This is a genomic window from Helicobacter sp. 11S03491-1 (genome assembly GCF_002272835.1).
Classification (GTDB): domain Bacteria; phylum Campylobacterota; class Campylobacteria; order Campylobacterales; family Helicobacteraceae; genus Helicobacter_J.
On the sequence record NZ_MLAO01000008.1, the window covers coordinates 57,765 to 82,130 of the forward strand.

16 protein-coding genes and 1 pseudogene are annotated in these 24,366 nt (G+C 33.8%); 9 read left to right on the plus strand and 8 right to left on the minus strand.

Features of this window, described 5'->3' with window-relative positions:
* Nucleotides 1-109: 109 nt before the first annotated feature.
* From thrS to rplT, 4 genes and pseudogenes are all read left to right on the plus strand, one after another.
* Complete coding sequence (gene thrS / locus BKH45_RS06460; protein ID WP_219349993.1) at nucleotides 110-1,921, plus strand: threonine--tRNA ligase; 1,812 nt, start codon at nucleotides 110-112, stop codon at nucleotides 1,919-1,921.
* Nucleotides 1,918-2,500, plus strand: a pseudogene (gene infC / locus BKH45_RS06465) (translation initiation factor IF-3). The gene thrS and the pseudogene infC overlap by 4 nt, the downstream one beginning before the upstream one ends.
* Entirely contained in the window at nucleotides 2,466-2,660 is a 195-nt protein-coding gene (gene rpmI, locus BKH45_RS06470; protein WP_095274669.1) for a 50S ribosomal protein L35, read from the plus strand. The pseudogene infC and the gene rpmI overlap by 35 nt, the downstream one beginning before the upstream one ends.
* 95 nt (nucleotides 2,661-2,755) lie before the next feature.
* Nucleotides 2,756-3,106 carry a 50S ribosomal protein L20 gene (gene rplT, locus BKH45_RS06475; protein WP_095274670.1) on the plus strand — a complete coding sequence of 117 codons (351 nt, stop codon included), beginning with the start codon at nucleotides 2,756-2,758 and terminating at the stop codon, nucleotides 3,104-3,106.
* 514 nt (nucleotides 3,107-3,620) lie between these two features.
* On the opposite strand, the gene BKH45_RS06480 is transcribed toward rplT, so the two are convergent.
* Entirely contained in the window at nucleotides 3,621-4,169 is a 549-nt protein-coding gene (locus tag BKH45_RS06480; protein ID WP_095274671.1) for a DUF4149 domain-containing protein, read from the minus strand.
* Between the two features lie 47 nt (nucleotides 4,170-4,216).
* Here BKH45_RS06480 and yaaA point away from each other — a divergent pair, with 47 nt between their 5' ends.
* On the plus strand, nucleotides 4,217-4,960 hold the full coding sequence (yaaA, locus tag BKH45_RS06485) for a peroxide stress protein YaaA (RefSeq protein ID WP_095274672.1): 744 nt from the start codon (nucleotides 4,217-4,219) through the stop codon (nucleotides 4,958-4,960).
* Nucleotides 4,961-5,034: 74 nt separating this feature from the next.
* Complete coding sequence (locus BKH45_RS06490) at nucleotides 5,035-6,810, plus strand: pyruvate/oxaloacetate carboxyltransferase (protein WP_095274673.1); 1,776 nt, start codon at nucleotides 5,035-5,037, stop codon at nucleotides 6,808-6,810.
* Between the two features lie 128 nt (nucleotides 6,811-6,938).
* On the opposite strand, the gene BKH45_RS06495 is transcribed toward BKH45_RS06490, so the two are convergent.
* From BKH45_RS06495 to BKH45_RS06515, 5 genes are all read right to left on the minus strand, one after another.
* Entirely contained in the window at nucleotides 6,939-7,748 is an 810-nt protein-coding gene (locus BKH45_RS06495) for a DUF455 family protein (RefSeq protein ID WP_095274674.1), read from the minus strand.
* Between the two features lie 86 nt (nucleotides 7,749-7,834).
* Entirely contained in the window at nucleotides 7,835-9,862 is a 2,028-nt protein-coding gene (locus tag BKH45_RS06500) for a hypothetical protein (RefSeq protein WP_095274675.1), read from the minus strand.
* Nucleotides 9,863-12,154: a dynamin family protein gene (locus BKH45_RS06505; protein ID WP_095274676.1), complete on the minus strand. Its 2,292-nt coding sequence runs from the start codon at nucleotides 12,152-12,154 to the stop codon at nucleotides 9,863-9,865.
* A gap of 3 nt (nucleotides 12,155-12,157) precedes the next feature.
* The gene (locus tag BKH45_RS06510) at nucleotides 12,158-13,303 is read right to left on the minus strand and encodes an MFS transporter (protein ID WP_095274677.1); all 1,146 of its coding nucleotides are present in this window, start codon (nucleotides 13,301-13,303) and stop codon (nucleotides 12,158-12,160) included.
* Nucleotides 13,304-13,316: 13 nt separating this feature from the next.
* Nucleotides 13,317-13,817 (minus strand): peptidylprolyl isomerase, encoded by a 501-nt coding sequence (locus tag BKH45_RS06515; protein WP_095274678.1) that lies wholly within the window; start codon nucleotides 13,815-13,817, stop codon nucleotides 13,317-13,319.
* A 95-nt stretch (nucleotides 13,818-13,912) separates the two neighbouring features.
* Between BKH45_RS06515 and BKH45_RS06520 the strand changes: the two genes are divergently transcribed.
* Nucleotides 13,913-14,779: a hypothetical protein gene (locus tag BKH45_RS06520; protein WP_095274679.1), complete on the plus strand. Its 867-nt coding sequence runs from the start codon at nucleotides 13,913-13,915 to the stop codon at nucleotides 14,777-14,779.
* 48 nt (nucleotides 14,780-14,827) lie between these two features.
* Here the strand turns inward: BKH45_RS06520 and BKH45_RS06525 are convergent, their stop codons facing one another.
* Both BKH45_RS06525 and BKH45_RS06530 read right to left on the minus strand, forming a co-directional pair.
* Nucleotides 14,828-16,441: a ShlB/FhaC/HecB family hemolysin secretion/activation protein gene (locus tag BKH45_RS06525; RefSeq protein ID WP_143428391.1), complete on the minus strand. Its 1,614-nt coding sequence runs from the start codon at nucleotides 16,439-16,441 to the stop codon at nucleotides 14,828-14,830.
* A gap of 32 nt (nucleotides 16,442-16,473) precedes the next feature.
* Nucleotides 16,474-17,157 carry an outer membrane beta-barrel protein gene (locus BKH45_RS06530; protein WP_095274681.1) on the minus strand — a complete coding sequence of 228 codons (684 nt, stop codon included), beginning with the start codon at nucleotides 17,155-17,157 and terminating at the stop codon, nucleotides 16,474-16,476.
* A gap of 278 nt (nucleotides 17,158-17,435) precedes the next feature.
* Between BKH45_RS06530 and BKH45_RS06535 the strand changes: the two genes are divergently transcribed.
* Both BKH45_RS06535 and BKH45_RS06540 read left to right on the plus strand, forming a co-directional pair.
* Nucleotides 17,436-23,351, plus strand: coding sequence for a hemagglutinin repeat-containing protein (locus tag BKH45_RS06535; RefSeq protein WP_095274682.1), 5,916 nt, complete (start codon nucleotides 17,436-17,438; stop codon nucleotides 23,349-23,351).
* A gap of 23 nt (nucleotides 23,352-23,374) precedes the next feature.
* Nucleotides 23,375-24,055 (plus strand): outer membrane beta-barrel protein, encoded by a 681-nt coding sequence (locus BKH45_RS06540; protein WP_095274683.1) that lies wholly within the window; start codon nucleotides 23,375-23,377, stop codon nucleotides 24,053-24,055.
* Nucleotides 24,056-24,366: the final 311 nt, after the last annotated feature.

The window sequence follows — 24,366 nt, forward strand, 5'->3', positions numbered from 1 at the left end:
AAGAAATTAATAGAGATTATATTCAATATGTGTTATAATAAAGGTTTTTAGCTTAAATAACAGAATGCTCAAAATCCCAAAATTTTGTAAGAATAAAGGTAGTTTTTATATGTCAGAAATTATTGGCATCAAACATAATAATGAAATTTTTGATACTCAAACCGCGCACAAAGAGGGTATAAATGGGGATAAAATCTATTTTGATAATTCAAGTGAGTCTCTTAGCATTATTAGGCATTCATGCGCACATCTAATGGCTCAAGCTATTAAAGAGATTTATGCAGATGCGAAGTTTTTTGTAGGTCCTGTAGTGGAAGAGGGATTTTATTATGATTTTAAAACAAGTACGAAGATTGGAGAAGAGGATTTAAGTATCATTGAAAAGAGAATGAAAGAGATTGCTAAAAAAGGTTTGCCAATTCTCAAAATGACAATGACTCGCAAACAAGCAATGGAAAAATTTGCAAATGATGAACTCAAGCAAGCTGTTATGAGTAGGATTACAGGCGATGAATTTGGGGTGTATCAACAAGGAGATTTTGAGGATCTTTGTCGTGGTCCTCATTTGCCTAATACGAAGTTTCTTCACAGCTTCAGACTTACTAAGCTTGCCGGGGCTTATCTGGGGGGCGATGAAAATGCTGAAATGCTTACACGTATTTATGGAATCGCATTTGCAGATAAAGAAAGTCTCAATGCCTATATCCAACAACTTGAAGAAGCTAAAAAGCGTGATCATAGGAAGCTGGGTCTTGAAATGGGGCTTTTTGGCTTTGATGAAGAAATTGGAGCAGGACTTCCTATTTGGTTGCCCAAAGGCGCGCGACTTCGCAGAAGAATTGAAGAACTTCTGACAAAAGCATTGATTATAAGAGAATATGAACCCGTAAGAGGTCCTGAAATTCTCAAAAGTAGCGTTTGGAAGATAAGTGGGCATTATGATAATTATAAGGAAAATATGTATTTTACAACTATTGATGAAGTAGAATATGGTATTAAACCAATGAATTGTGTAGGACATATCAAGGTCTATCAAAGCGCCTCAAGAAGTTATCGTGATTTGCCTTTGCGATTTTATGAATATGGAGTGGTGCATCGTCATGAGAAAAGTGGTGTATTGCATGGGCTTTTGAGGGTGAGAGAATTCACGCAAGATGACGCACATATTTTTTGTCGTCCTTCCCAAATAAAAGATGAAGTTAGCTATATTATTGATTTTACTCGTAAAATTATGGGCGCATTTGGTTTTTGTTATGAAATGGAGCTTTCAACAAGACCTGCAAAATCAATTGGAGATGATAAAGTATGGGAAATAGCTACACAAGCGCTTCAAGATGCCCTCAAAAGCAATCAGATTTCTTATCGTATTGATGAGGGAGGAGGAGCATTTTATGGACCTAAAATTGATATTAAGATTACAGATGCTATAGGTAGGAAATGGCAGTGTGGAACGGTACAAATTGATATGAATTTACCTCAAAGATTTCGACTTGAATATACAGATGAGAATAATACCTACCAACAGCCTGTGATGATACATCGTGCAATTTTGGGATCTTTTGAACGTTTTGTAGCGATTTTGACAGAACATTTTGGGGGTGAATTTCCTTTTTTTGTCGCTCCTACGCAAGTTGTGCTTATTCCAATTTCTGAAGATCAACTTGCTTATGCTTTAGAGATTAAAAAAGAGCTTTTGAGTATGGGGGCATATGCTGAAATTATGGATAAGAACGAAACTTTAAGCAAAAAAGTTCGCAATGCCGAAAAACAGCGTGTGCCTATGATTGCCGTTATAGGTGAGAAAGAAGTTCATACAAAGACTTTGTCTATTCGCGATAGAAGATTGAAAACTCAATATGAAATGAATCAGAAAGAGTTTTTGGATATGGTAGAAACTAAAATGAAAGAGGTTAGCTTTTGAGTAAAGAAGAAATGTTATTGAATGAAGAAATTGATTTTGCAGAAGTGAGGTGTATAGGAGATGATGGAGAGGTTTTTGGTGTTATTTCCTCTTCTGAAGCACAAAAAATTGCTAATTCCAGGGGATTAGATTTGGTATTGATTTCTCCAAATGCAACCCCGCCTGTATGTAAAGTAATGGATTATGGAAAATATCGTTATCAAGCAGAAAAGAAGCTTAAAGAAGCTAAGAAAAAACAAAAACAAATTGATATAAAAGAAATTAAATTATCAACCCAAATTGCTCAAAATGATATTAATTATAAAGTCAAACATGCTAGAGAATTTATTGAAGCAGGGAAACATGTGAAATTCAAAGTAGTCCTTAAAGGACGTGAAAATAGTGATCCTAAGGCAGGTTTAGGTATTTTGGAACGCGTGTGTGAAATGATGGAAGATATTTCTGCGCCTGAAAAAGAGCCAAAAACTGAGGGAAGATATGTCTCTTGGCTTTTTGTACCTAAAAAAAATAAATAATTTACTTCATCTTATGAAAGGAGAAAACAATGCCAAAAATGAAAACAAATCGTGGTGCAGCTAAGCGTTTTAAGATAAAAAAGAATCTTATTAAACGTGGAAGCGCTTTTAAAAGTCATATTTTGACCAAAAAAAGCCCTCAACGCAAAGCAAATCTGAATGCACCTCACTATGTTCATAGTGCAAATATTGATTCTGTAAAAAATATGCTTTGCAAAGCATAAAATACACAATAAAGATAAGCGGCTCTCCTCTATGGTTAAGAGGGAAAGTTTAGTCATAAAAGACTACACCTATAAAATTAGGTTAAGGAGAAAAAATGAGAGTAAAAACAGGTGTTGTTAGAAGAAGAAGACACAAAAAGATACTAAAACTTGCCAGAGGTTTTTATAGCGGCAGGAGAAAGCATTTTCGAAAAGCAAAAGAGCAGCTTGAAAGAAGCATGTATTATGCCTTCCGTGATAGAAAACAAAAAAAACGAGATTTTAGAAGTTTGTGGATTATCAGAATTAATGCTGCATGTAGAATCAACAATATTAGTTATTCGAAATTTATGCATGCTTTAAAATTATCAAATATTGATTTGGACAGAAAAATTCTTGCCGATATGGCGATGAATGAACCTGCTGCATTTGCAAAGGTTGTCCAAACTGCCATTAAATCCCTTTAAGGCTTTGTGTCTGGTTGCCAACACTAATAATTTTTGGTTGTTGGCAGCTTTTATCTTTTAAATATATGAATTTTTAAAAAACCATATAACCATCTTGTATAGTTTGTCGATTTTTGGAAATTTCTCATAGTGTTATGGATATTTCAAAAAAAGATAAAAAATAGATTTTGTGAAAAACCACAAAGAATAAAATATAAACATAATCCAAATCGATCTTGCTGATAGATTAGGTTTTGAGAGGTTGTCGTATCTCCAAACAAAAACCCCATATGCCTATGCCCTAAGAAAGTTAAGTTAGCAAATCCATCAGATATTGATATATTTCTTAATCCTCTTAAATTTAATTTATTTCTTTCAACTTTAATTCAAAATAAAATTATTTTTATATCTTTTTTAGAAAAATAAACTCAAAATCTCCGGATAGAAGTTATTGATCCTAAATAGATTAAAAGTTATTGAATCAGTTGATATATTAAATTAACATATAAGAAAATTTTTCTTATATGTTAATTTTTCAAGAAGTTTTTTTACGAGACGTCTTGGTTGTGGATTTGGCAATTTGATGAATAGGCTTGGCTGATAAAAGAATAATTCTCCAAAAAAATGAAATACTCAAGGTGGTAAGTAGGATTTTAAATATAAATTCACTTTGAGTGTGCATACTCTCAAATTCAGGCGTTGCTGTATAGGCAGCCCCCATACTTTGTGCTTCGATAATATGAGGAGTATAATAGAGAGTAAAAATAAAAATAAGCAAAATACTCAAAGTATTTATTCCCAATAAAATGATTGATGGCTTAAAAGAAGCCTTAAAAGATAAAAGTTCATAAATGATGATAATAATAGCCGTAAAATTGAGCAAATAGTTCAGTTTGACAAAAATCTGTGTCATTAGGATTCCTGAATCATATTGAGTGATACCCAAATCAGGCAAAAAAGAATAAGCATTGAAAATCATTGGGGCAACAAAAGCTCCACAAGCAATCATTGCGCCAATGCTTAAACCAACTAACCAAAGATAAAGAGCATTTATTGTGTGGATAAGTGGGGCTATTTTATTCATTAATTCTCCTGTAAAAATAAGTATAATAATACCAAAAGGAGCATAAATTGAAGATATTATTTAGTCCAAGTGAAGGAAAAAAATTTACCCAAATTATTTCAGAAAAAGATGATTTTAGTTTTTTAAATCAATTAATAGGTAATTATAGTATTTTATCAGAAAATATAGCTCGATACATAGATATTTTTAAAAAAGAAGATACCCTTGTGTGCAAGCTTTTTGGAATAAAAAATCTTAGTTCAAAATCCGTATTAGATGAAATATCTTTGTGTTCAAATATTGCAAAATCAAGCAAAATTCAAGCAATTAAATTATATCAAGGAGTAGCTTATAAAGCTTTAGATTTTGATAGGCTTCCATTGCAGGCACAGCATTATATTTTAGAAAATGTGATGATTTGCAGTAACTTATTTGGGATTGTGCGTTCAAGTGATTTTTTACCATTTTATAAATACAATCAAAATTTTAAATATGAAGATTTTGGATTGTATAAACTTTATAAAAAACTTGCTGATGATTTTAATAATTATTTAAAAAATGAAGAAATACTTGATTTAAGGGCAGAAATTTATATAAAAGCTTATCAAATAAAAAATAAACATACACGCATAGAGTTTTTACATAAAGGCAAAAAAATCAGTCATTATGCCAAATATTATCGCGGTATTTATTTGAGAGAATTGAGTCAAGCTCAGGATAAGGAACTAGAAAGGCTTGAGATCAAAGGATTGGAATTAATAGATAAAAAATATGATAAAAATATCATGATTTTGACTTATGAGATAGATTAAAAATTATTATTGTATGATAAATCCTTATGAATAAATTATAAGCTAAATAAATACCTTCAAAGGGAGATAAAACAATGATAAAAATCACAGAAAATAGTTTGCGTGATGGACATCAATCATTGTTAGCAACACGAATGCGTACACAGGATTTATTAGATGCGGCAAAAATATTTGAGGAAATTGGATTTTATAGTGTAGAAGTATGGGGAGGGGCTACTTATGACACTTGTTTGCGATATCTAAAAGAAGATCCTTTTGAGAGATTGGCATTGCTTAAAGAGATTTTCAAAACTACTCCATTACAGATGCTTTTGAGAGGTCAAAATTTAGTTGGTTATCGACACTATTCAGATGACGTGGTTAGAGAATTTATTGCCCTTAGCGCAAAAGCCGGGGTAGATATTTTTAGAGTTTTTGATGCCCTCAATGATGGGAGAAATTTAAAAACTTCTATAGAAGCAGTAAAAAAACAGGGTAAGCATGTCCAAGGGGCTATTTGCTATAGTGTTTCTCCCGTCCATACTATTTCATCTTTTGTCCAATATGCTAAAGAACTTCTCCGGATGGGATGTGATTGTTTGGCAATTAAAGATATGGCAGGTTTAATTACTCCATTTAAGGCTTTTGAATTGGTAAAAGCCTTGAAAGAAGAAGTAGGAGTTATGCTGAGTTTCCATGCCCATTCAACCGCCGGGTTTGCTTTTGGCTCTCATTTGAAAGCGCTTGAAGCAGGAGTAGATATTCTGGATTTATCCAATGCAGCATTGGCTGAGGGAACAAGTCATCCTTGCACGCAATCGATGGTAGCTGCGCTTGAGGGAACACAATATGATAGCAAGCTTGATTTGACCAAAATGGAGTTAGCAAGTGAAATTTTGAGAAAAAACAGACATAAATATAAGAAATTTGAATCTGTTTATAGTCAGATTGATACACGTGTATTGGTCAATCAAATACCCGGAGGGATGATTTCTAATCTTGCCAATCAGCTTAAAGAACAAAATGCTTTAGACAAAATGGATGGGGTTTTGGCAGAAATACCTGATGTAAGAAAAGATTTTGGTTACCCTCCTTTAGTAACGCCAACCAGTCAAATTGTCGGGACACAAGCAGTTTTGAATATACTCCAAGGCAAAAGATACCGGACTCTCACCAAAGAATCCAAAAACCTTATTAGGGGTCTTTATGGCAAGACTCCCGGGGTTATTTCTGAAGAATTGAAAGAAAAAATTCTCAAACAAGGAGAACAAATTTTTACAGGTCGTCCTGCAGATTTACTCCTTGATGAACTCCAAAATGCCAAAATAGAGTCAAAAGATTTTGCAAATACACCTACAGATGTGATTTCATATGCCATGTTTGGAGGAGTTGCCAAAATATTCCTGGAAGAAAGAAATGCTCTCAAACTCCAACCTCAATCCCAAAATTTTGAAGAAACAAACTATCAAAAAGAGAAAGCCCCTGATGTATTTGATGTAGAAGTTAATGGAAAAAATTATCACGTTGTTTTTACCCTCCATGAAATCAATGATCAAAAAAACATGCAATTAAAAATTGGAGACAAAATCAAAAATATTCCATTAGATCAAGACAAAGCAGAACCCCAAATATGCAATTCCGGGCTATCAAAAACATTTGAAAATGGGATCAAATCTCCAATGCCGGGAATATTAAGCAAGCTTTATGTTGGGGTGGGGGATTGGGTCAAAAAGGGAGATATTCTTGGCATATTAGAAGCGATGAAAATGGAAAATGAAATTCTTGCTCCCAATGACGGAAAGATAAAAGCTATTTATGTAAAAGAGGGCTTTCAGGTTGGGTTAGATGATATTTTAATACAGATAGAATAATTTATTTTATTATCATAAAAATAATTTTATCATTATTTTTTAAAATATAAATTTAATTAATAGTTAAAAAATCTCAAATAAAATGATTTTATTTGAGATTAAAAAAGTATTATAACTACAAAAAATATTTACTTTTGCTGTTGTGAAAAATATTTTAACTCTTCTAATTCTTCTTGAGTAAATCCGGCTTTGAGACGTGCTTGAAAATTGAGTATTTTTCCAAGGGCATTAAAAGAAGCAAATTTATTTAATAATACCTTGAAGGAATTTTTAGAGGGATTGGTATATTGCCACCATTTATTGCCTTTATGGACATGCGAAATCTCATCATTGAGGATAATTTGGAGCACTTGGATAATTTTAGATTTTATTGGATGAGAGGTGGTTTGTATTTTGGCAATGACAAAAGGATTGGCATCTAAGCCCATAGCTTCAAGCCCACGATGAACAAGTCCCATTCTTTCTATCAATGAAGATCCGGTAATAATCATAGCTTGGTATAAGTTATCATGAACATCAAAATCTCCATAGCAAAACCCCAGATCTTCTAAAATTTTTTGAAGTAATTTGAAATGCTTAATTTCTTCAAATGCGACTTCAAGCCAATCTTGATAATATTCCAAAGGTAAATTTTGAAACCTATAGGCAGCATCTAATGCCAAATCAATGGCGCTATATTCAATATGGGCAATAGAATGGATAATCTTAGCAATCCCTTGTGGAGAGTGGAGTGTTTTGGGGCGTGAAATTTTGGTGGGATGAACAATTTTGCAAAAATCAATATAAGAAGGTTGTGTTTGTATTTTGAGCGGGTATTGGTGGTAAAACAAGACTTCATTGTTTAAAAAGCAAGGATAAAATTCCTCAAAAAAATTGATTTTTTGGGCAATTGTAGATGCAAATAAAATTTTTTCTATAGAGGAGTAAAATTCTTTCATTAGCTATCCTATTTTCTCATTGATTATAAGATAATCATCTATTAAAAAATAGATAAAAATTACAAAAATAATATTTTTAGGATATATTATATTATATTTTTCTTTGAAATAACTACATTATAAATATTATTAATTATTTTTTGAAGTGATTGTAAATCATCTATCTTTTTTTCTATTGAAATTGTTTTTTCTTGATTGAGAATAGTAATATTTTTTTCTAATTCTTCAAAAATTTCATTCAATGAGCCTTCATTTTTTAAAACAATATCAGAGCAATGATCGATAGAAAAACTCTCATTTATAAGTTTATTGAGTTCTTCTTGCGTGGGTAAGGAAGCCTTTGGGGTATAATGAAGACTTGCTTGATGAGAATCTTCATAAAACTTTTGAATAAGAATAGATAAAGTATATTTGATAGAAAGCTCACGAGTTGATTCCAGGTGGGCATGAAGCTTAGAAAATGAAATTTGAATTTCTTTGTTGGCTTCCAAAATGGACTCAATATAATCAATCCCAAAATTTTCATAAATTTTAGAAGCAAAGATGCGCAAATTATTATAATTAAAATCACTTAAAATACTCTCTTTTTTCTTGATAAGCTCATATTGGGCTTGCCATTTTTTCAATCCGGCGCTAAAATCAGTAATGGATTTTTCCAGAGTTGTATGGATATTTGAGATAAGTTTTGTAAATTTATAATGAAGTGCTTTATAGGTTCTATAAGATCTTGATTTTGGATTCAGAAGCTCCTGAAGGATTGTTTGAGAATCTATTTGATAGGTTGTATAAAACTCTTTTTTGCCCTTTAGCATTTGTAGAAAATTTGGATTTTGAAGAGAAATTTTTATTTTTTGTGGGTGTATATTTTCCAGGATATTTTTAATGATATTATTGCGATCAGAATGTAAGTTTTTGAAAAATAACTCAAGCTCTTCAAAAGTTTTGTCTTTGGTGGATTTGATTGTTTCCAAAAGCGATCCTGCAATAGATTGAAAAAATATAGAAAATTTTGAATAAATACTTATTATAGCTGTATAATTTTTATTAATTTTTGTTAATAATGTTAATATTTCTTCATAAATTAATTCTTCTTTCAATTTTTTGGCTTTTGGAATAAGAATTAAGTTTAAATGATCCAGTATAACATTGAGATTGACTTTTTGGTTTTGAAGATCTTTGGGTATGATAAGAGGATTTTTGTAAAATAATTCAATATTTTTAATACCATCTTCAAAGGCTTTTATCAAAGATGCTTCATGTTGATTGAAATCTTGGGATTGAATATCTGAATAGTGGTAATAAAGTTTTTGAAGTTCTTTTTGAATAAAAAATTGTTCATCAATCCCCAGTTCTTTGTAAATTATCATAGTAGATAAGGGAAAAATTTCACTAAAAGTCCGGGCAAAATGCTCTTTGGCAAAGTTGAATGTAGGGATAATATCCTCTGATTTTTCAAGTATATCAATATGAGTAAGGACACACAAAGATGTTGATGTTTTTTGGATTATATAAGGCTTAAAAACATTAAATTCTTCTGTATTAGCTAAGTCATCTACGCGATTTAGCCATATCAATATATCGCTTTGAGTGATTTTTTCTGTAAGAATTTTTATATTTTCTTCATCGTCCAGATCGATATCCGGGCATTTGTAGATATCAAATTCTTTAAGCAAAGGGATAGGAAATTTGATTTCAAAATAATCTATTTTATCAAGCTCTTCTTGAGTTAGGGAGTGTAGAGAAAGGGTATTTAGCCCTATAGCAGTTTTGTTTTTATAATATGCAATGATTGATCTTGTGTATCCATAACTGATGAGATAGGTTTTTTTGTCATACATCAAGTTATTTGGAAGTATATGGGTTTTTAAAATTATGTTGATAAGGGTTGCTTTGCCACTATCTCTTGCCCCTATGATCACTAACTTCAAACGTTCTTTGGATTTTTTGGCTAAATTTTTTAGAAAATTTTTTAATTCTTCAGAGGGAGCAAATTTTTCATGCGTGATATTGTAGCTTATTTCTTTGAGAAATCCCTTGAGATTGGATTCAAAATGAGGTAAAAGACTATTTTGTATTTCTTCATATTCTTTGATAAAATCTCCAATATAACTCATTTAACTCTCCTGATTTTGTAAGTTTTTTATTTCAGAAGAGAGCATATTTTGAATTTTTGAAAGTTCTTTGATTTGGGCGGGTATTTTTTCTGAGTTTATTTCAAAAGGAATTTTATTATTATGGATGATGACAAACTCCATTGTTTGGATAAGATGATGGATATTTTTTATAAAATCATTTTTTTTATTTTCTATTTTTTTCTCCAAATAAATTATTATATTTTTATAGCTAAGTTCAAAAGCTTTGTCAATGCGATTTTGTATATCTTTGAGTTTCGTGCCATCGCGTAAAATATAGCTGATATATTTTCTCAATTCATCTGTATAGAGATTGAGATCACCTTCGGTATATTGGTACTTAGTTGTCTCAAGAAGGTTTGTTTCATGAGATTTGAGTAAGGCAAGTTCAAAATCATCAAGTTTGATATTATGATAGGCTAAATGAATATTTTGACAAAAAATTTTAAGTTTTTTATCAAAAGTTTCTTGATTTTTTTGGATCAAGTATCTTAGACTGTCTTTGAGATTAGTAGTAATGATATTTTCTATTCTGGTAACATTAATATAGTTATTTTTTGAAGTTTTATAATTGATAAAATCCAGTAAATGTTCTTTGAGATTTAACCCTAAGTCTTTAATTTTTATTTTAGAAATTTCGACGGCTACTTGGATGGCTTGAATAATTTCTTGAGCGAAATTCAAAATTTGCATACGAATTTTCTCAAGTTCTTTATCCGGGTTTTTATTTTCTTTTGTTGCGGTATCTTGAAGCATATAAAGACACTTTATTGCCACTTGATTGATTATTGCATAAGTGTTAAGCAAGGTATTTTTTGAGTATTTTGCGGGTTTGGCAAAAAGAATATTGTTGATATGGTTTTCAAGAGTAAGTATGCCTGTATCTTCTATATCATAACCCCTGCAAAGGGCTTCATCAGAGCGTTGTGTCCGATGAAGAAGAGCTAGTGTGCTAGCTACAGGGATAAAATCAATTTTTGAAATATTGTTTTGAAATATTGTTGAGTTTGCATTTTGTGTTTTTTGGATATTTTGGATAATGTTTGTGCTTAAATTTTTCAAATCCGATAGACTGACAAGATCAGATCGCGTAAAAACAACCAGTATTTTTTCTAAATTCTCATAATAAATAATATTAGATAAAAAATAAATATCTTTTTGAGATAAAGGCTTGGAAGCATTGATGAGATAAAGGATCATATTGCTTGTAGAGATAGAATCCTCTATTTGATGGGTCTTGTAGTTGAAATTTGTATCAATATTGGGAGTATTGATAAGGATGAGATTGTTTTTTAATAACTCCATTGAAGAATAAATAGCGATTTCTTGGACTAGGTAGGATATTTTGCACTCATGTTTGCTGCTTGCATAAGCTTTAATATCTTCGGGTTTGACTTGTATTGTTAGCCCTTCTTGAGTGATATGAGAATCTATAAAATTTCCAAAAGAATTTTGACTCTCTTGAATGGTTGCACGTAAATCATCATCAAAATAAAGATTTTCTAATAGTTGTTGCCATTGTGTCTGAGTGAGAAATTTGACTTCCCCTTTTGTTTTGGGGCTATAAGCGATAGTAATTTTATTACTGGATTCCGGAATAGCCGATATAGGGAGGATTTCTTTATATAACAAAGTATTGAGCAATGTAGATTTACCTGATTTAGAAATCCCACATAGCGATATTCGCATTTTTGTTTTTTTGAGTTGAGTAATTTCATTTTGAGTAAATTGTTGTAACCACAATGGCATATTGATAGTTGTTTTTATTTTTTCAAAAGTTTTTTCAATATTTTGAATATTTTGATAGAACCAACTACCCTGAATATCGAATGTTTTGGTTGTTTTGCGCGATATTTTTGAATGTTTTTTGATGGGATTGTTGAGTTGGTATATCCAATGCTTGAAGCTTGTCTTGATGCATTGCTCTTCTTCATAAAGGATCACTCCTTTTATCTTGAGTATATCAATATTTTGAAATAACTCATGGATAAAATTGAGATCGCCTTGTTTTTGTATGTAGTCTAAAATTGTTTTTTGCAATGCTTGGATATTTTTTTCAGTTATTTTAAGTCTCAAATATTTAAATAACTTTTGAAATAATAGAGTTTTATTAAAAATATTTCTATTTCTATGATTGCAAGATAAAATAATAGCAAAAATTTCTTTTTGTGGGTAGGGCGCAAGAGCGCGAAGATCAAGTGGAGAAAATTCCGGAATATCTATTGCATAAACCAGAGAAAAAAAATATTCAGCAATATTGCTTTGTATTTTCATGATTTAGACCTTTCGGTAGAGCTGTTTATGCTTAAAAAATAAAAATGAGTTTAGAAATAATAACATCGCAATGAATATGCAAATAAAACTCCATCCAAATTGATCGTAGAAAAATATAGGCACAAAAGAGCCCAAAACACCCCCGCTATAATAAAAAGTCAAATACAATCCATTGACGATTCCTTTTTTGTTTTTTGAGATTGAGTTAATAAGGGCGCTAAGGATTGAATGGGCGCTAAAAGAACCTGCGCACAAAACAAACATACCCAACAAGAGCATATACATATGATTAATTATCATTATTAATATCCCTATCCCAAATACCAAGAAACTAAAGCAAACAGCATTAGATTTTGAATGAAAAATCAAGGTAGTCTTGCTTGCAAAAAGTGAAACGACGATGCCAATGAGATAGCCAATATAGACGAATCCAATTTGACTTTCTCCAATATTTGGGTTTGTATCCACCAAAAAAAATGGTAGCACACAAAGAATGGCTTGAAATGAAAAAAACATTATAAACACACTTACCAAAATCCAAACATAGCTTTTATCTTTAAAGAATGGCAAAATTTCTTTGAGGGTAATTTTTGATAAATTACCCTGATTGGTATCTCGAATTCTCAATGCCCAAAAACCACCTAAAATCATCAAAATAGCAAAAAAATTAAAAGAGATTTGCCAAGAAAACAGATTTGTAAGATAACTCCCCAGCACTCTCCCTATAAGCCCACCTGTAATAGTAGCGCTCACATAAAGACTGGTATTTTTTTGAATATTTGTAGCATTTAAGCGAGTCAAAATTGTCAAAAGAGTTGTAAGGATTGCAGGGAAAAACAAAGATTGCAGTCCTCTTAAAAATAAAAAAATATAAAAAACATCACTCATGGTGCTTAGAAACTGCAAAATCCCACAACTAAACATAGATAAAATTAAGATTTTTTTAGGAGAAAATTTTTCCAGCAAATACCCATACAGCGTGGGAGCAAAAGCCATAGGGAGTAGTGTTAGACTGATGATAGATGAAGCATTATGGGCGCTAATATGAAAATAATCACCCAGAAGTGGGGCAAGGGGCTGGGGTGCATATACCAAAGATAGAGTAATTATAGTGGCATACAGCACACACAATATTGAGTTGAGATTCATTCTTGTGAGACTATCATTGAGGGATTTCTTCTGAGATTTTGATTGAATTGATAGTGTCATTGGGCTTGAGTGAATCCAAGACTTTTAGACTTTCTTGCTGATTGGGCGGGATACGACCAAAGACCGTATGTTCTCCATCAAGATGAGGCAAATCAACAAAACATAAGAAAAATTGACTCCCCCCTGTATCCCTGCCGGCATGCGCCATTGAGATAGAGCCTCTTTTATGTAGATTTGGATTCCCAAGAAGTTCGCATGCGATACGATAACCCGGACCTCCTGTTCCTGTGCCATGAGGGCATCCTCCTTGGGCAACAAACCCTTCAATAACCCGATGAAAACTAAGCCCATCATAAAAACCCTCTTTTGCCAAAGTAGCGAAATTTGTTACTGTTTGGGGCGCATCATTGGGAAATAGTTGGAGCAAAATATCTCCTTTGTTTGTAGAAATAAGAGCATATTGGAGCTTTTGGAGTTCATCTTGATGTATGTCATAAACTTTTAATTCTTCCATGATTGAATCCTTGTTATTCTGATTTAAACTAAATAGGAATTTTACCGATTATAGAGTATTAAAATCAAGATAAAATCTAAAAAACTAGGATTGAAATGTCCAAAAAGTTATTGCTGGTCCTTTATAGTATGTTTTGTTTAGTTTTTATTTCGCATGTAGGATTAAAAGCTTCAGAAGATACACTGGTAATAGATGACACTCCAAACTCTATTGAAAAAACTTCTATCTCTCAAATCAATTTATCTCAAGCTTATTCAAAGGCTTTTGAATGGATATATAGCACAGCTATTATTACATCTTATTTTGACGATGGGAGTTTTAGGCAAGGATTCGGATTGCTCCTCAAAGATGGTTTTTACCTGACATCATCAGAGCTAACCTATAATGCAGGCTTATACCCCAAGAAGATTCTGGCCAAAATGCAAGATGACAGCGCTAAGCCTCTCATTTGTATAGCCCAATTGCGTCTAAAGGCTATGGATAGCAATAAAGGATTGGCTTTGTTAAAAACGACTGCTTTTACAGATGATTATTGCAATGTGCGAAGCGAGAGCTACTATCATAAGAGAATCTACGACAAATATGGGAAAAATATTTTTTCTCCTACCCCTACTAAAAAGTTAATAAATAATGGTATTTATTTCCCGATATTAGAAGATGTTGATACTTTTGGAGTAGGCAAAATCATTTCATTTCAAGAGTCAAATCAACCCAAAGTCAATAGCAAAACAAAATCCTATGGATATTTTTTACCTTCTGATGCTTATGGAGATTTTACATTCGGTAAGCCTTATTTTAGTAAAAATGGGGAATTTCTAGGGATTTTTAGTGTTATTGAGAACCCTTATACGCCTATTTTGATAAAAAAAGAAATAGTCCAAGATTTTATATGCGAATTGAAAAAAAAGAATATTTTTATCCAACGTTTTTTACCAAATAGCTGCAAAAATGGAGGAGCATAAGATAAAGTCAATTTTTTTGATCCTAGCGGAGTATTGTTCCTGATATCCTTACCAATTCAATCCCATTGAGAAAAAGAGATTTTGCGCAGGGGCTTTATAGGGATTATACAGTGGCATATTCAAAGAGATTTGGGCGTTGAAATATTTATAAATCATATCCAAGCCAATCCCACCCCCAGCTAAACTCCCCCCTTCATCACTGTTTAGATCCCGCACCATTCCCCAATCTATCCCAATATTTGGGATTATGGCGATATTCCGGAAACTAGGGAGATATACCATCAAGTCATTTTTGTAGAGCACGCCCATTTGAGCGCTGATGCTAAAATGGTTGAATCCCCTGACTGTATAGCGACTCCCGATACTCATTTTTTGGCTTGCATAGAGTCTGTCTTGGGAGATTTGAGTTTGGATAACGCTTTTGTAACCTAACCCTAGCGTCCATATCTTAAAGGGTGCGTATAGATACATATTGACATTGGGTATGGTGTAGAAATAATAAGTGTGAAATTTTTCATTATGTTTCTTGAACAGTGGGAGTCCTTGCAAGACTCCAAGTGAAATGTTAAAAATGGAGTTGGCTATTTTTCTCTGATAGCCTAAGCCAAGTGAGACATCAGCCAGATTGCGGCTTTGGACATCAAGGCGGATGCTATCCAGGTAACTCTCCATCAACCTTGCGCTCCCATCAAGGTTTATGGAGAGTTGATTTTTATCATCAGCATATAAAAGGATTTTGGTTTTGAGGTCTATATTGATATTCTTGCCTTTATATACAGGAGTGATATTGGCAAATGGAATTTCTTGTGTTGAGTCCGAATACGATCCATCTATAGATATGCTCACCCTCCTGATAGGGATAAAATAGCTCCCGGAGATATAATAGCTATGGTTTTTCTTGCTCATTGGGAGGGAAGAGAGGGCATAGAAGCTGAGTTTGTCGCTGAGATGAAGAGGGTTTTCCCAGCTTCCATAAAGTGAGATTTCGTAGTTTTCCCCGATACTCCCGCCATTATCTACAGTAGCCCCTAAGAATACGGGCAAAGATAGCTTATGTGTGTAGATACTCAGGATACTTTCATTGGGATTGTCTTCATCCGGAGTGAGATAGATTTGAGGGTTTATATACCTCAAGTTTCGCAGATTGTTCATGCCAATTTCGACCTTTCTAAGATCAAAGATTTCCCCTTCTTTGATAGAAAAGTCTTTTTTGAACCAAAGCATGCCCGCTTCATCAATAAAATGTATTTTCCCTATAGTGCCTACTTCTACCGGGATATGTAGGGTATGGCCGGAGAGTGATTGAGGATTGAGACCAAAGCGTGTGGTAGTATAGCCTTTAGATTGGGTGCGTGATTGGAGTTTGGAGAGGAGATTTATGATGTCTGAGGGAGTGAGACAGCCAGAGGGATGGTGGGATTTGAACCTATCAACAATCTTGTAAGCATAAGCAAACTTCTTTTTGAATTTTGAAGATTCCCCTGCAAACTCCAAATCTATATGATCGATCAAGAAACACTGAGTGGGAGCCGGGTTTTCTCCTGCCGGGTTGAGATTTGGGTTGGGATCTGTTTGTTGGATAGAAGTAGATTTTGCCGATAAGATCGAAGTCATCAGGAGGACAAGAAGGACTCCGGTTCTCTTGCTTGGCTTTTGTTTCATCTCAATCTCAATTCCCCCGGACTCCAAAAATCCTAGAATGAATAGCTATAAGCAAGATAAATATCTGCCGGATTTCTCAGTGTCGCCTTATCTTCATTTTCATTTTCACTTTTGCTGTATTTTATATAATTATATAAGGGGACTTTTACGCCCAGTTCAAGTCGATTGTGATTGTTGATGATTTTTGAGATCCCTGCATTGATGATAATACCATCTTGTGTGATCTTTTTTGTTTCATGGATATCTTTTGGTATCTTTTTTTCGTCAACAAAACTTTTGGATTGTACCCATTGATACCCTGCGCCTACGAATATCCCCCAAGGATTTTGAGTATCTGAGAAGTTTATGAGATAATCCAAACTCACGCCATATTTGAAAAAATTTGCTGTTACTTTTGGATTTAACGGTGGACTGAAATTGCTATAATCAAATGTCCCATAAAGCCTGAGTCCGTTATAGGCATTGAAATATTGCTGGTAGCCTATTCTTGCCCCATACAACATATTAGAATTAACTCCCGATGTAAAAGTTTCTGTAAAAGCTACCCCATTAACTTCTCTAGTTGAAGATGATCCATATCCAAGCGAACTCCCTATCTCAAGCCCTGCAAAAATCCCCGATTGATCTCTCACATTTGTATTCTCTGCCAATGCTGTGCTTGCACCCAATGAGAGAGCGCACCCGGCGATAACCAAAGCCTTTTTGATATTTTTCATTGTTTTACTCCTTAATTAAATCTCTTCGGTTATGATAACATAATATAAGAAATTTTAAATATTTATTATTAAAATATCTATAAATTTAATTTATTATAACCTATAAGTCAATAATATTTTAAGTATGCTTTAAGATTATAAGTTATAGAATTTACATATTATGAATACAAAATGAGGATGGAGAATATATGAAAAATACAAAAATAATGGCTAAATATAGCAAAATGAAGAAAAATAGATGAAGATTCTGAAGATTTTATTTTCATAGAAGAGGATTCATGGAAGATGAATATATGATAAAAACTAGCTTATATATAAATCAATCATCAAAGTTAAATATAAATACCAATAACAATAATGTAAGAAGTAATAAAAATAATAAAAGCTATAGCAACAAAAATAATAATAAAAATAGCAATAAAAACAATAGAAATATTAAAAATATAAATAATTATGAAACTATAAGAAACTTCAGCGATCAATATTACCCTCTCTATCCCTATAGGAAACTTGCCCTTGCTTGTATTTGTGTCTCTTTGTTTTCATTTTTGTTCGCTACATCCGGCACTTCTGATAAGCCAAATTCCCCTCCATCTGAGTCTTTTGCGCTCACCCCCGATACAGCCAATAAAGCCTTCGCCCCAGAAATTCTCAAAGCCCACAATGATATTCCCATAGTCAATATCACCACCCCCAATACAGCAGGTATCTCTAACAATGCTTTCAAAGATTTTAATGTCGATAAAAATGGCTTGATCTTCAATAATATCAAAGATTCCCCAAGCCTGACACAACTCTCCGGATATATCAACTCAAATCCCAATCTCAACCATTCCTCTCCGGCCAAGCTTATTTTGAATCAAATCACTTCTTCTCATACTTCTACCTTATTAGGCTATATGGAGATAGCCGGAAGTAGCGCTAATCTCATCATCGCCAATCCCAATGGCATTGATTGTATCGGATGTGGGTTTATCAATACAGCCAATGCCGGCATGATTACCGGCAAACTCTCCAAAGAATTCAACGAACAATTCTTGATGATGAAAAGCATGCAAGATGCAATGAAATCATTGAAGTTTGTGATCAAAGATGGGAATATCAATATCGCCTCATTGAATGGCAAAAATCTCCAAGCCCTCAATCTCATCTCCAGGACTCTGCGTATCAATGGCAAGATTGATGCTACCAAGATTGCCATGATTCTGGGGCAAAACAACATCACCCTTGATCCTACCAACGCTTCTATTCTGCTTTTTGAGCCTATTGTCATGCCGGCTGATGAGAATACCAAGACGCCCAAGCCATCTCTAGCCCTGGATGTGGCTTATACGGGTGGGGTATATGCGAACTCTATTTATCTGGTAGCTTCAGAGGAGGGTGTGGGGGTCAAAAATAGCGGGAGACTTGCTACTTTTCCCTCACGCGATGGACATGATGGAGGGTTTATCATCCATAGTAATGGCGATATAGAGATCACCAAACCCCTCAGATCACCCACTCCAAGCCAATCTATTCCGGATAATAGCCAACAAGATCCAAACCAATCACCCCCATCTCCAAGCCCCAATACCCTCGAATCTATCAACGCTAATCCCAATGCTCCTATCCGTCTGGATAGCTCTACCCCTATGATCTATGCGGGTGGAGATATGCAGATAGTAGCCCCTAATATGAAGAACTATTCTGTTGTATTTGGAGAGAAAAATGTCTCTATCACTACAGCCAATAAGCTCGATAATATCGGAGAGATGGAGCTGGAACCCAAAATCATCTCTGTAGAGTCTCATCATGAGAGACATGGGGGAAATGACAAACATAGTGATTATGACTATACCACCACCATCACCCAAGATGAGCTCAAGCCGGGAGGCTACCACCCTGCGATCATCTATGCCAAAGGCAAGCTTAATATCGCTGCTACCCTCATCAACAATACCAACGCCATCATCGCCACTCCCCAAGGTGATTTCATCAATGAGTCCAATCTAACCAATACCATCACCACCCCAAAGAGGACTGAGGAGAGTGTAGGGAGAAGGGTGGATTGGGATAGACATGGAGGAGATTGTGGTGTTACTTCATATATTCCATTTGTTGGAAAACGAAATTGGAATTGCCATAGCTCAACTATTCGCCGTCCCTATCACCCGGCCCCTAAGGTCTCCACCCTTACTATAGAAGATCTCCATATCCCTACGATCCCTCTGGAAGAGATGATGAGTGAATATGCCGGCGTTCTCATTGAGGACTACAACACCACTACCCATCCTTATGTAATAAACACCGATCCCACTTATCAGACTCCGGATGCCTTCTTGCATACCTCCGGCTTCCAATCAAGCGTATCCGACTCTACCCTATTATCAGCCATGATGGACAGAACAGACATTGACAATCATCTCAATCATCTCAACGCCCTCCAAGCAAGCTCAAGCAACCCTAGCGCCATAGGTATAGGTATCACAGCCCACCGTGCTATTCTGACAAGCACCCCTTTAGGAGCTACAGGCAGTCTCTATAACGCTTCAGCTATCCATGCAGACTCACTCTATCTCGCCGCAGATAATATCACCAATGCCAACGGTTCTATCCGCTCCGGCAAGGATATGAATATCTTCGCCAAAGACTTCAGATCTCACTCAAGCGATCTCCAAGCAGCAGGGGATATCCATATCAATGCCCAAGATGTCTCTATCAAGACTACTGCCACAAGCAATGCCAATACTTTTTATAGTTATGGTTTGTTTGGTAGTTTCATAAGAAGAGAGATAGATTCTTCTTCCGGCAATAGCACTTTAAATACTTCTTCTGTAATGAAGGCGAATAATCTATATATTGATTCTAAGAATACTAATATTGAAGGATCGAAATTTTTAGGTAATGTCTATATTAACTCTGGATTACTTAATATTACCACTGCTATGGCAATTTCTAATTATGCAAATAAGACCGCGACAATGCATACTTCTATAAACAAAGGCACTACCTTTAAAAATGGATCTGTTATACTTCATAGCGATACAGATATGTATCTTCGATCGATAGATATAGGTAATGATGGATTTGATACTATTATTAGGGCAGATGGTAAGTTTACGATGGAAGCTGCAACAGATACAAAATATCTGGTTGGCAAAGCAATTGACAAAAAATATGATGTTTTGGATAATAAAATCAAGAGTAATGATATTTTTGTTGCTTCTGGTGATGATATGAAGATTACTTCTTTGAGATTAGATTCTGATGGCAATACAAACTTTAGCTCTGGAAATAATGTAAGTTTTGTTGGAGTTAGGGCAAATGCAGTGAGTGATATTGGAATACATTCTACCAGAAATTTAAATATGGATAGAATGGCAAATATAAAAACTTTTCACAGAATAAATGATGCGTTTGCTAAAATATTGCGTCCATATGGATTTTCTATCTCAGATAAAGTAACAAGAGCGAAGGACGACACTCAAGTAAATGGCAATAATATTTTTATCACTGCTGGAAATACCACAATGAAGGGAATCCAATTCAATTCCAACAATGATTTGAATATCAAAACCAAAAACTTAGATATTAATGCTGTTGTTACTAATATTGATCGATCTAATATAAAAAAAACTAACTTATCTACTATTCATAATGCTTCTACCATCAGAACCAAAAATATCCATATTGATTCTGAGAATATCAAAATGACTTCTATAGATCTCAGAGCAAATAAAGATATTACCATCAAAACCAGTGGTGATATTATGATGGATACTGCCTTGGATACTACATATACAAGTGAAAGTAAAAAAGATGTCAAAGGAGATATTTTTTCAACTACAACTACCGAGATTACCACCACTGAAGAAACTGCGACTAATCTTTCCAATACTATCAATGGAGAGAATATCAACATTTCTGCTGGAGGGGGTGCTATTGCTTATAACCTAGTTTCTAATTCCAAAGACTTCAATATATCTTCTAAGGGAGATGTCATATTGTCTAACAAGGCAGATTTCCATACTAAAAGTATCAATACTTATACGAAGCACACAGGATTGGGTGGTGGTGTTAGCAATGGCAAAATATCCATAAATTATGGTAAAGACACTAGAGATGAAGCCCATACTGATTCTATCTCTAAACACCATAGTCAAGCGATTGTCTCTGATAATATTACTTTAACCTCTAACGCTAAAGATGTAAAAGTAGAATCTAGTGATCTCAAAGCTACATCAGTGAAACTTAAAGGCAAAGATGTCTTAGTAAGTTCTTTGGAAGATGTCCATAAGGAGACTCAAGACATAAAGATTACTTCTGATAGGGTGGGGATTACATTAGAAGTTCCCACTGAAGTTACTGATATGTTTGATAATAAAAAAAATTTAGCTAAAGCCACTGGTAAAACTCTTTTGAATGATACGAGTAAAATACCTGGCTTAAAAACTATTTCTAATGTTGCTAATAGTGTTATTGATGGTGAAGATATTGAAACGCTAGAATCTGATGTCAAATCTAGTATTCAAGAGCCCAAAATATCTCTAGGTTATCACCACGCAGATTTAAAAGCCAGCACTTCTACCATCTTCAAAACCGCTTCTGCTTCTTCTGTCTCTACGCAGAGTCTCAATATCACTTCTAGTAACAATACCAGCATCATTGGCTCTGATGTGAATGCTCAAAATGCATCAATAATAAGCGATAATTTTAACGTTTCTTTAGCCAAAGAAAGTATCAATACAATATCAAATTCCAGATCACAAAGTATAGATGTTGCTATTAACGCTCAGATTAAAGGCAAAGACGATACCAATGTGAATACCGATATCAAGTATCAGAAATCCAAAAGCAACTCATCAAATTCTTTTATCACCTCTAGAGGCAGCAATCTCAATATAGGCGCTTTAGATTTACAAACTTCGGGTGATACTACTATCAAGGGTTCTTATCTTAATACTACTACAGCAAATATACAAACACAGAATTTTATCCTTACATCTTCAAAAAATACTTCCAATATTAGCAATAGTGATACTTCCTATGGTATAGATACTGAGTTTTCTTATAATGGTAATTATGGCAGCAAGATCAAAGGCAATTATTCTCGCTCTAGTGGTGATAGCAATACTACTACTCACCAAGACTCAATCTTTAATGCAAAAAATCTAAATCTCAACGCTAAAGGTGATGCTAATTTAATTGGTTCTGCGCTCAATGTTGAAAATTCTGCTTCTATCTCTGCGCTTAATCTTAATATTCTGGCCACCCAAAATATACAGAATTCTAGTTCTAATAGTGAACATATTGAGGGGGGTATAGAAGGAAGCTATGGGTTTACTAAAATAAGTGCCGGAGGAGAGATTTCCGGAGGGCTTACCCATTCAATTTCTGAAGTAACTACTTATAATAAGACTACTTTATCTGGTGGTAATTTCAACATTACTGCTGCTCAAGATATGATCCTTGCAGGAGGTAATGTTTCTACAAATTCTCTGAATGCAAATATAGGAAAGAATTTGTCAATTACTAGTCTTGTTGATACCGGTTCTTCTGTTTCTGCATCGTTCCAAGCAGGTCTAAAGTGGAGATATAATATGGGGAGTAATACAGGACTTCATCCAAGTTTTGATTTTAAAATCTCTAATAGTTCAACTCAAAATCTTTCTCACCCTAGTGGTATTTTTTCTAATGGTTTGAATATTTCTGTAGGAGATACTATTGCACTCAAAGGTTCTTATATTAATTCAAATGCTCCAGAAACTTCTACATTAGATACCAAAAAAATCACTAAAGATTCTATTTCCACTCATAGTCATGCTTATAATTTAACAAAAAATAATATCCCTACAGGTTCATATGAACATACAAAGATTACTTCTGGTATCATGGGAGTCAATATCACCGCTAGTAGTGGAGATACAACCCAATCTTCCCAAAAGATTAGCACATGGGGTGTATCTATGAATTCTGATTCAAATTTTAACTCTAATATAAACAAAGTCCAAAATATTATCCCACTAACTCAAAAATTCAATGATAGATTTTCCCAAGATAAGGGAATCAAGAAAGTCGGAGATGTAGCGGATTATGTTGGAGGAATTTATAAAAATGTCTTGCCTGATGAGATAAGATCCAAGATTGATGGTGAATTTGATAAAAAAATGACTCAAGCTACTAAATGGACAGAGAAAAAATTAGATATTAAATAAGTTTAACAAACAAAGGATTATTAATGAAAAAACCAAACTTACTCCATGTCCCGGCAATCTTAATAGCTCTATTCTCTTTGTCTGAAGCGAGATTTTATATGGGTGTAGATATTGGACAAGTCTATAGCATGATGGATAAAAGTAGCGAGGAACAAACAACATATTTTGGTACCTCTTCTACTGTTGTTCCTGCTTATCATATTAAAAATGCCTATAAAGGATATGGGTATTTGATCAATCTCAATTTGGGCAATGAATACCACTTTGATGACAAAAATATGTTTGGTCTCAGATGGATCGGATCTATTGGTTATGGTAATACCAACTTAATTCAACAAGATTATGGCATACAATATTTTAGCCATATGTTAAATCTCAGCATTGGTATTGATGCTTTGTTTGATGTGATCCAAATCGATGAGAAAAATACTTTAGGATTTTTTATAGGGTTAGAGAGTGGATGGGTGGTATTTAGTTCAAATGCAACCTATATGGATGGAAAGAACAGGTTTCCTTTAATTAATGCTCTAAGCCTTTTACTCACCCCGAGATTTGGAGTTTTATTGTTTGAAAACGATCACCATCGTATAGAGGTGATAGGGAAAGTGCCTGTATATAACTATAATGTTAATGAAACTGAATATGGTGTGTATTATTTTGCCACTCCCTATGAAGTGATGTTGGGCTATAAATACATCTTCTAAGAAACAACCATGAAAACTGACAAACAAATGAAAAAACCAAATTTGCTTAAAATCATTTAGGAATTTTTGTATTAAGTGCTTTTTTAGTATTTGCAAGTGCGCTCCAAGCCAATGATAAATCAGGAGTGTGTTATAAGGGATAAATAAAATAACACAATACCAAGTTGCTTCAAGGCAATTTGAATCTCCTAAGCCAACCTTAAGCTAGATACATGTAATATTCCACTCCCATTCAGGTGAGCCTCATAAAAACTCTCCGGTTGATTCAATTTTATCTCTTGGGTTATATGGCAGTTTGATTACTTCATAGT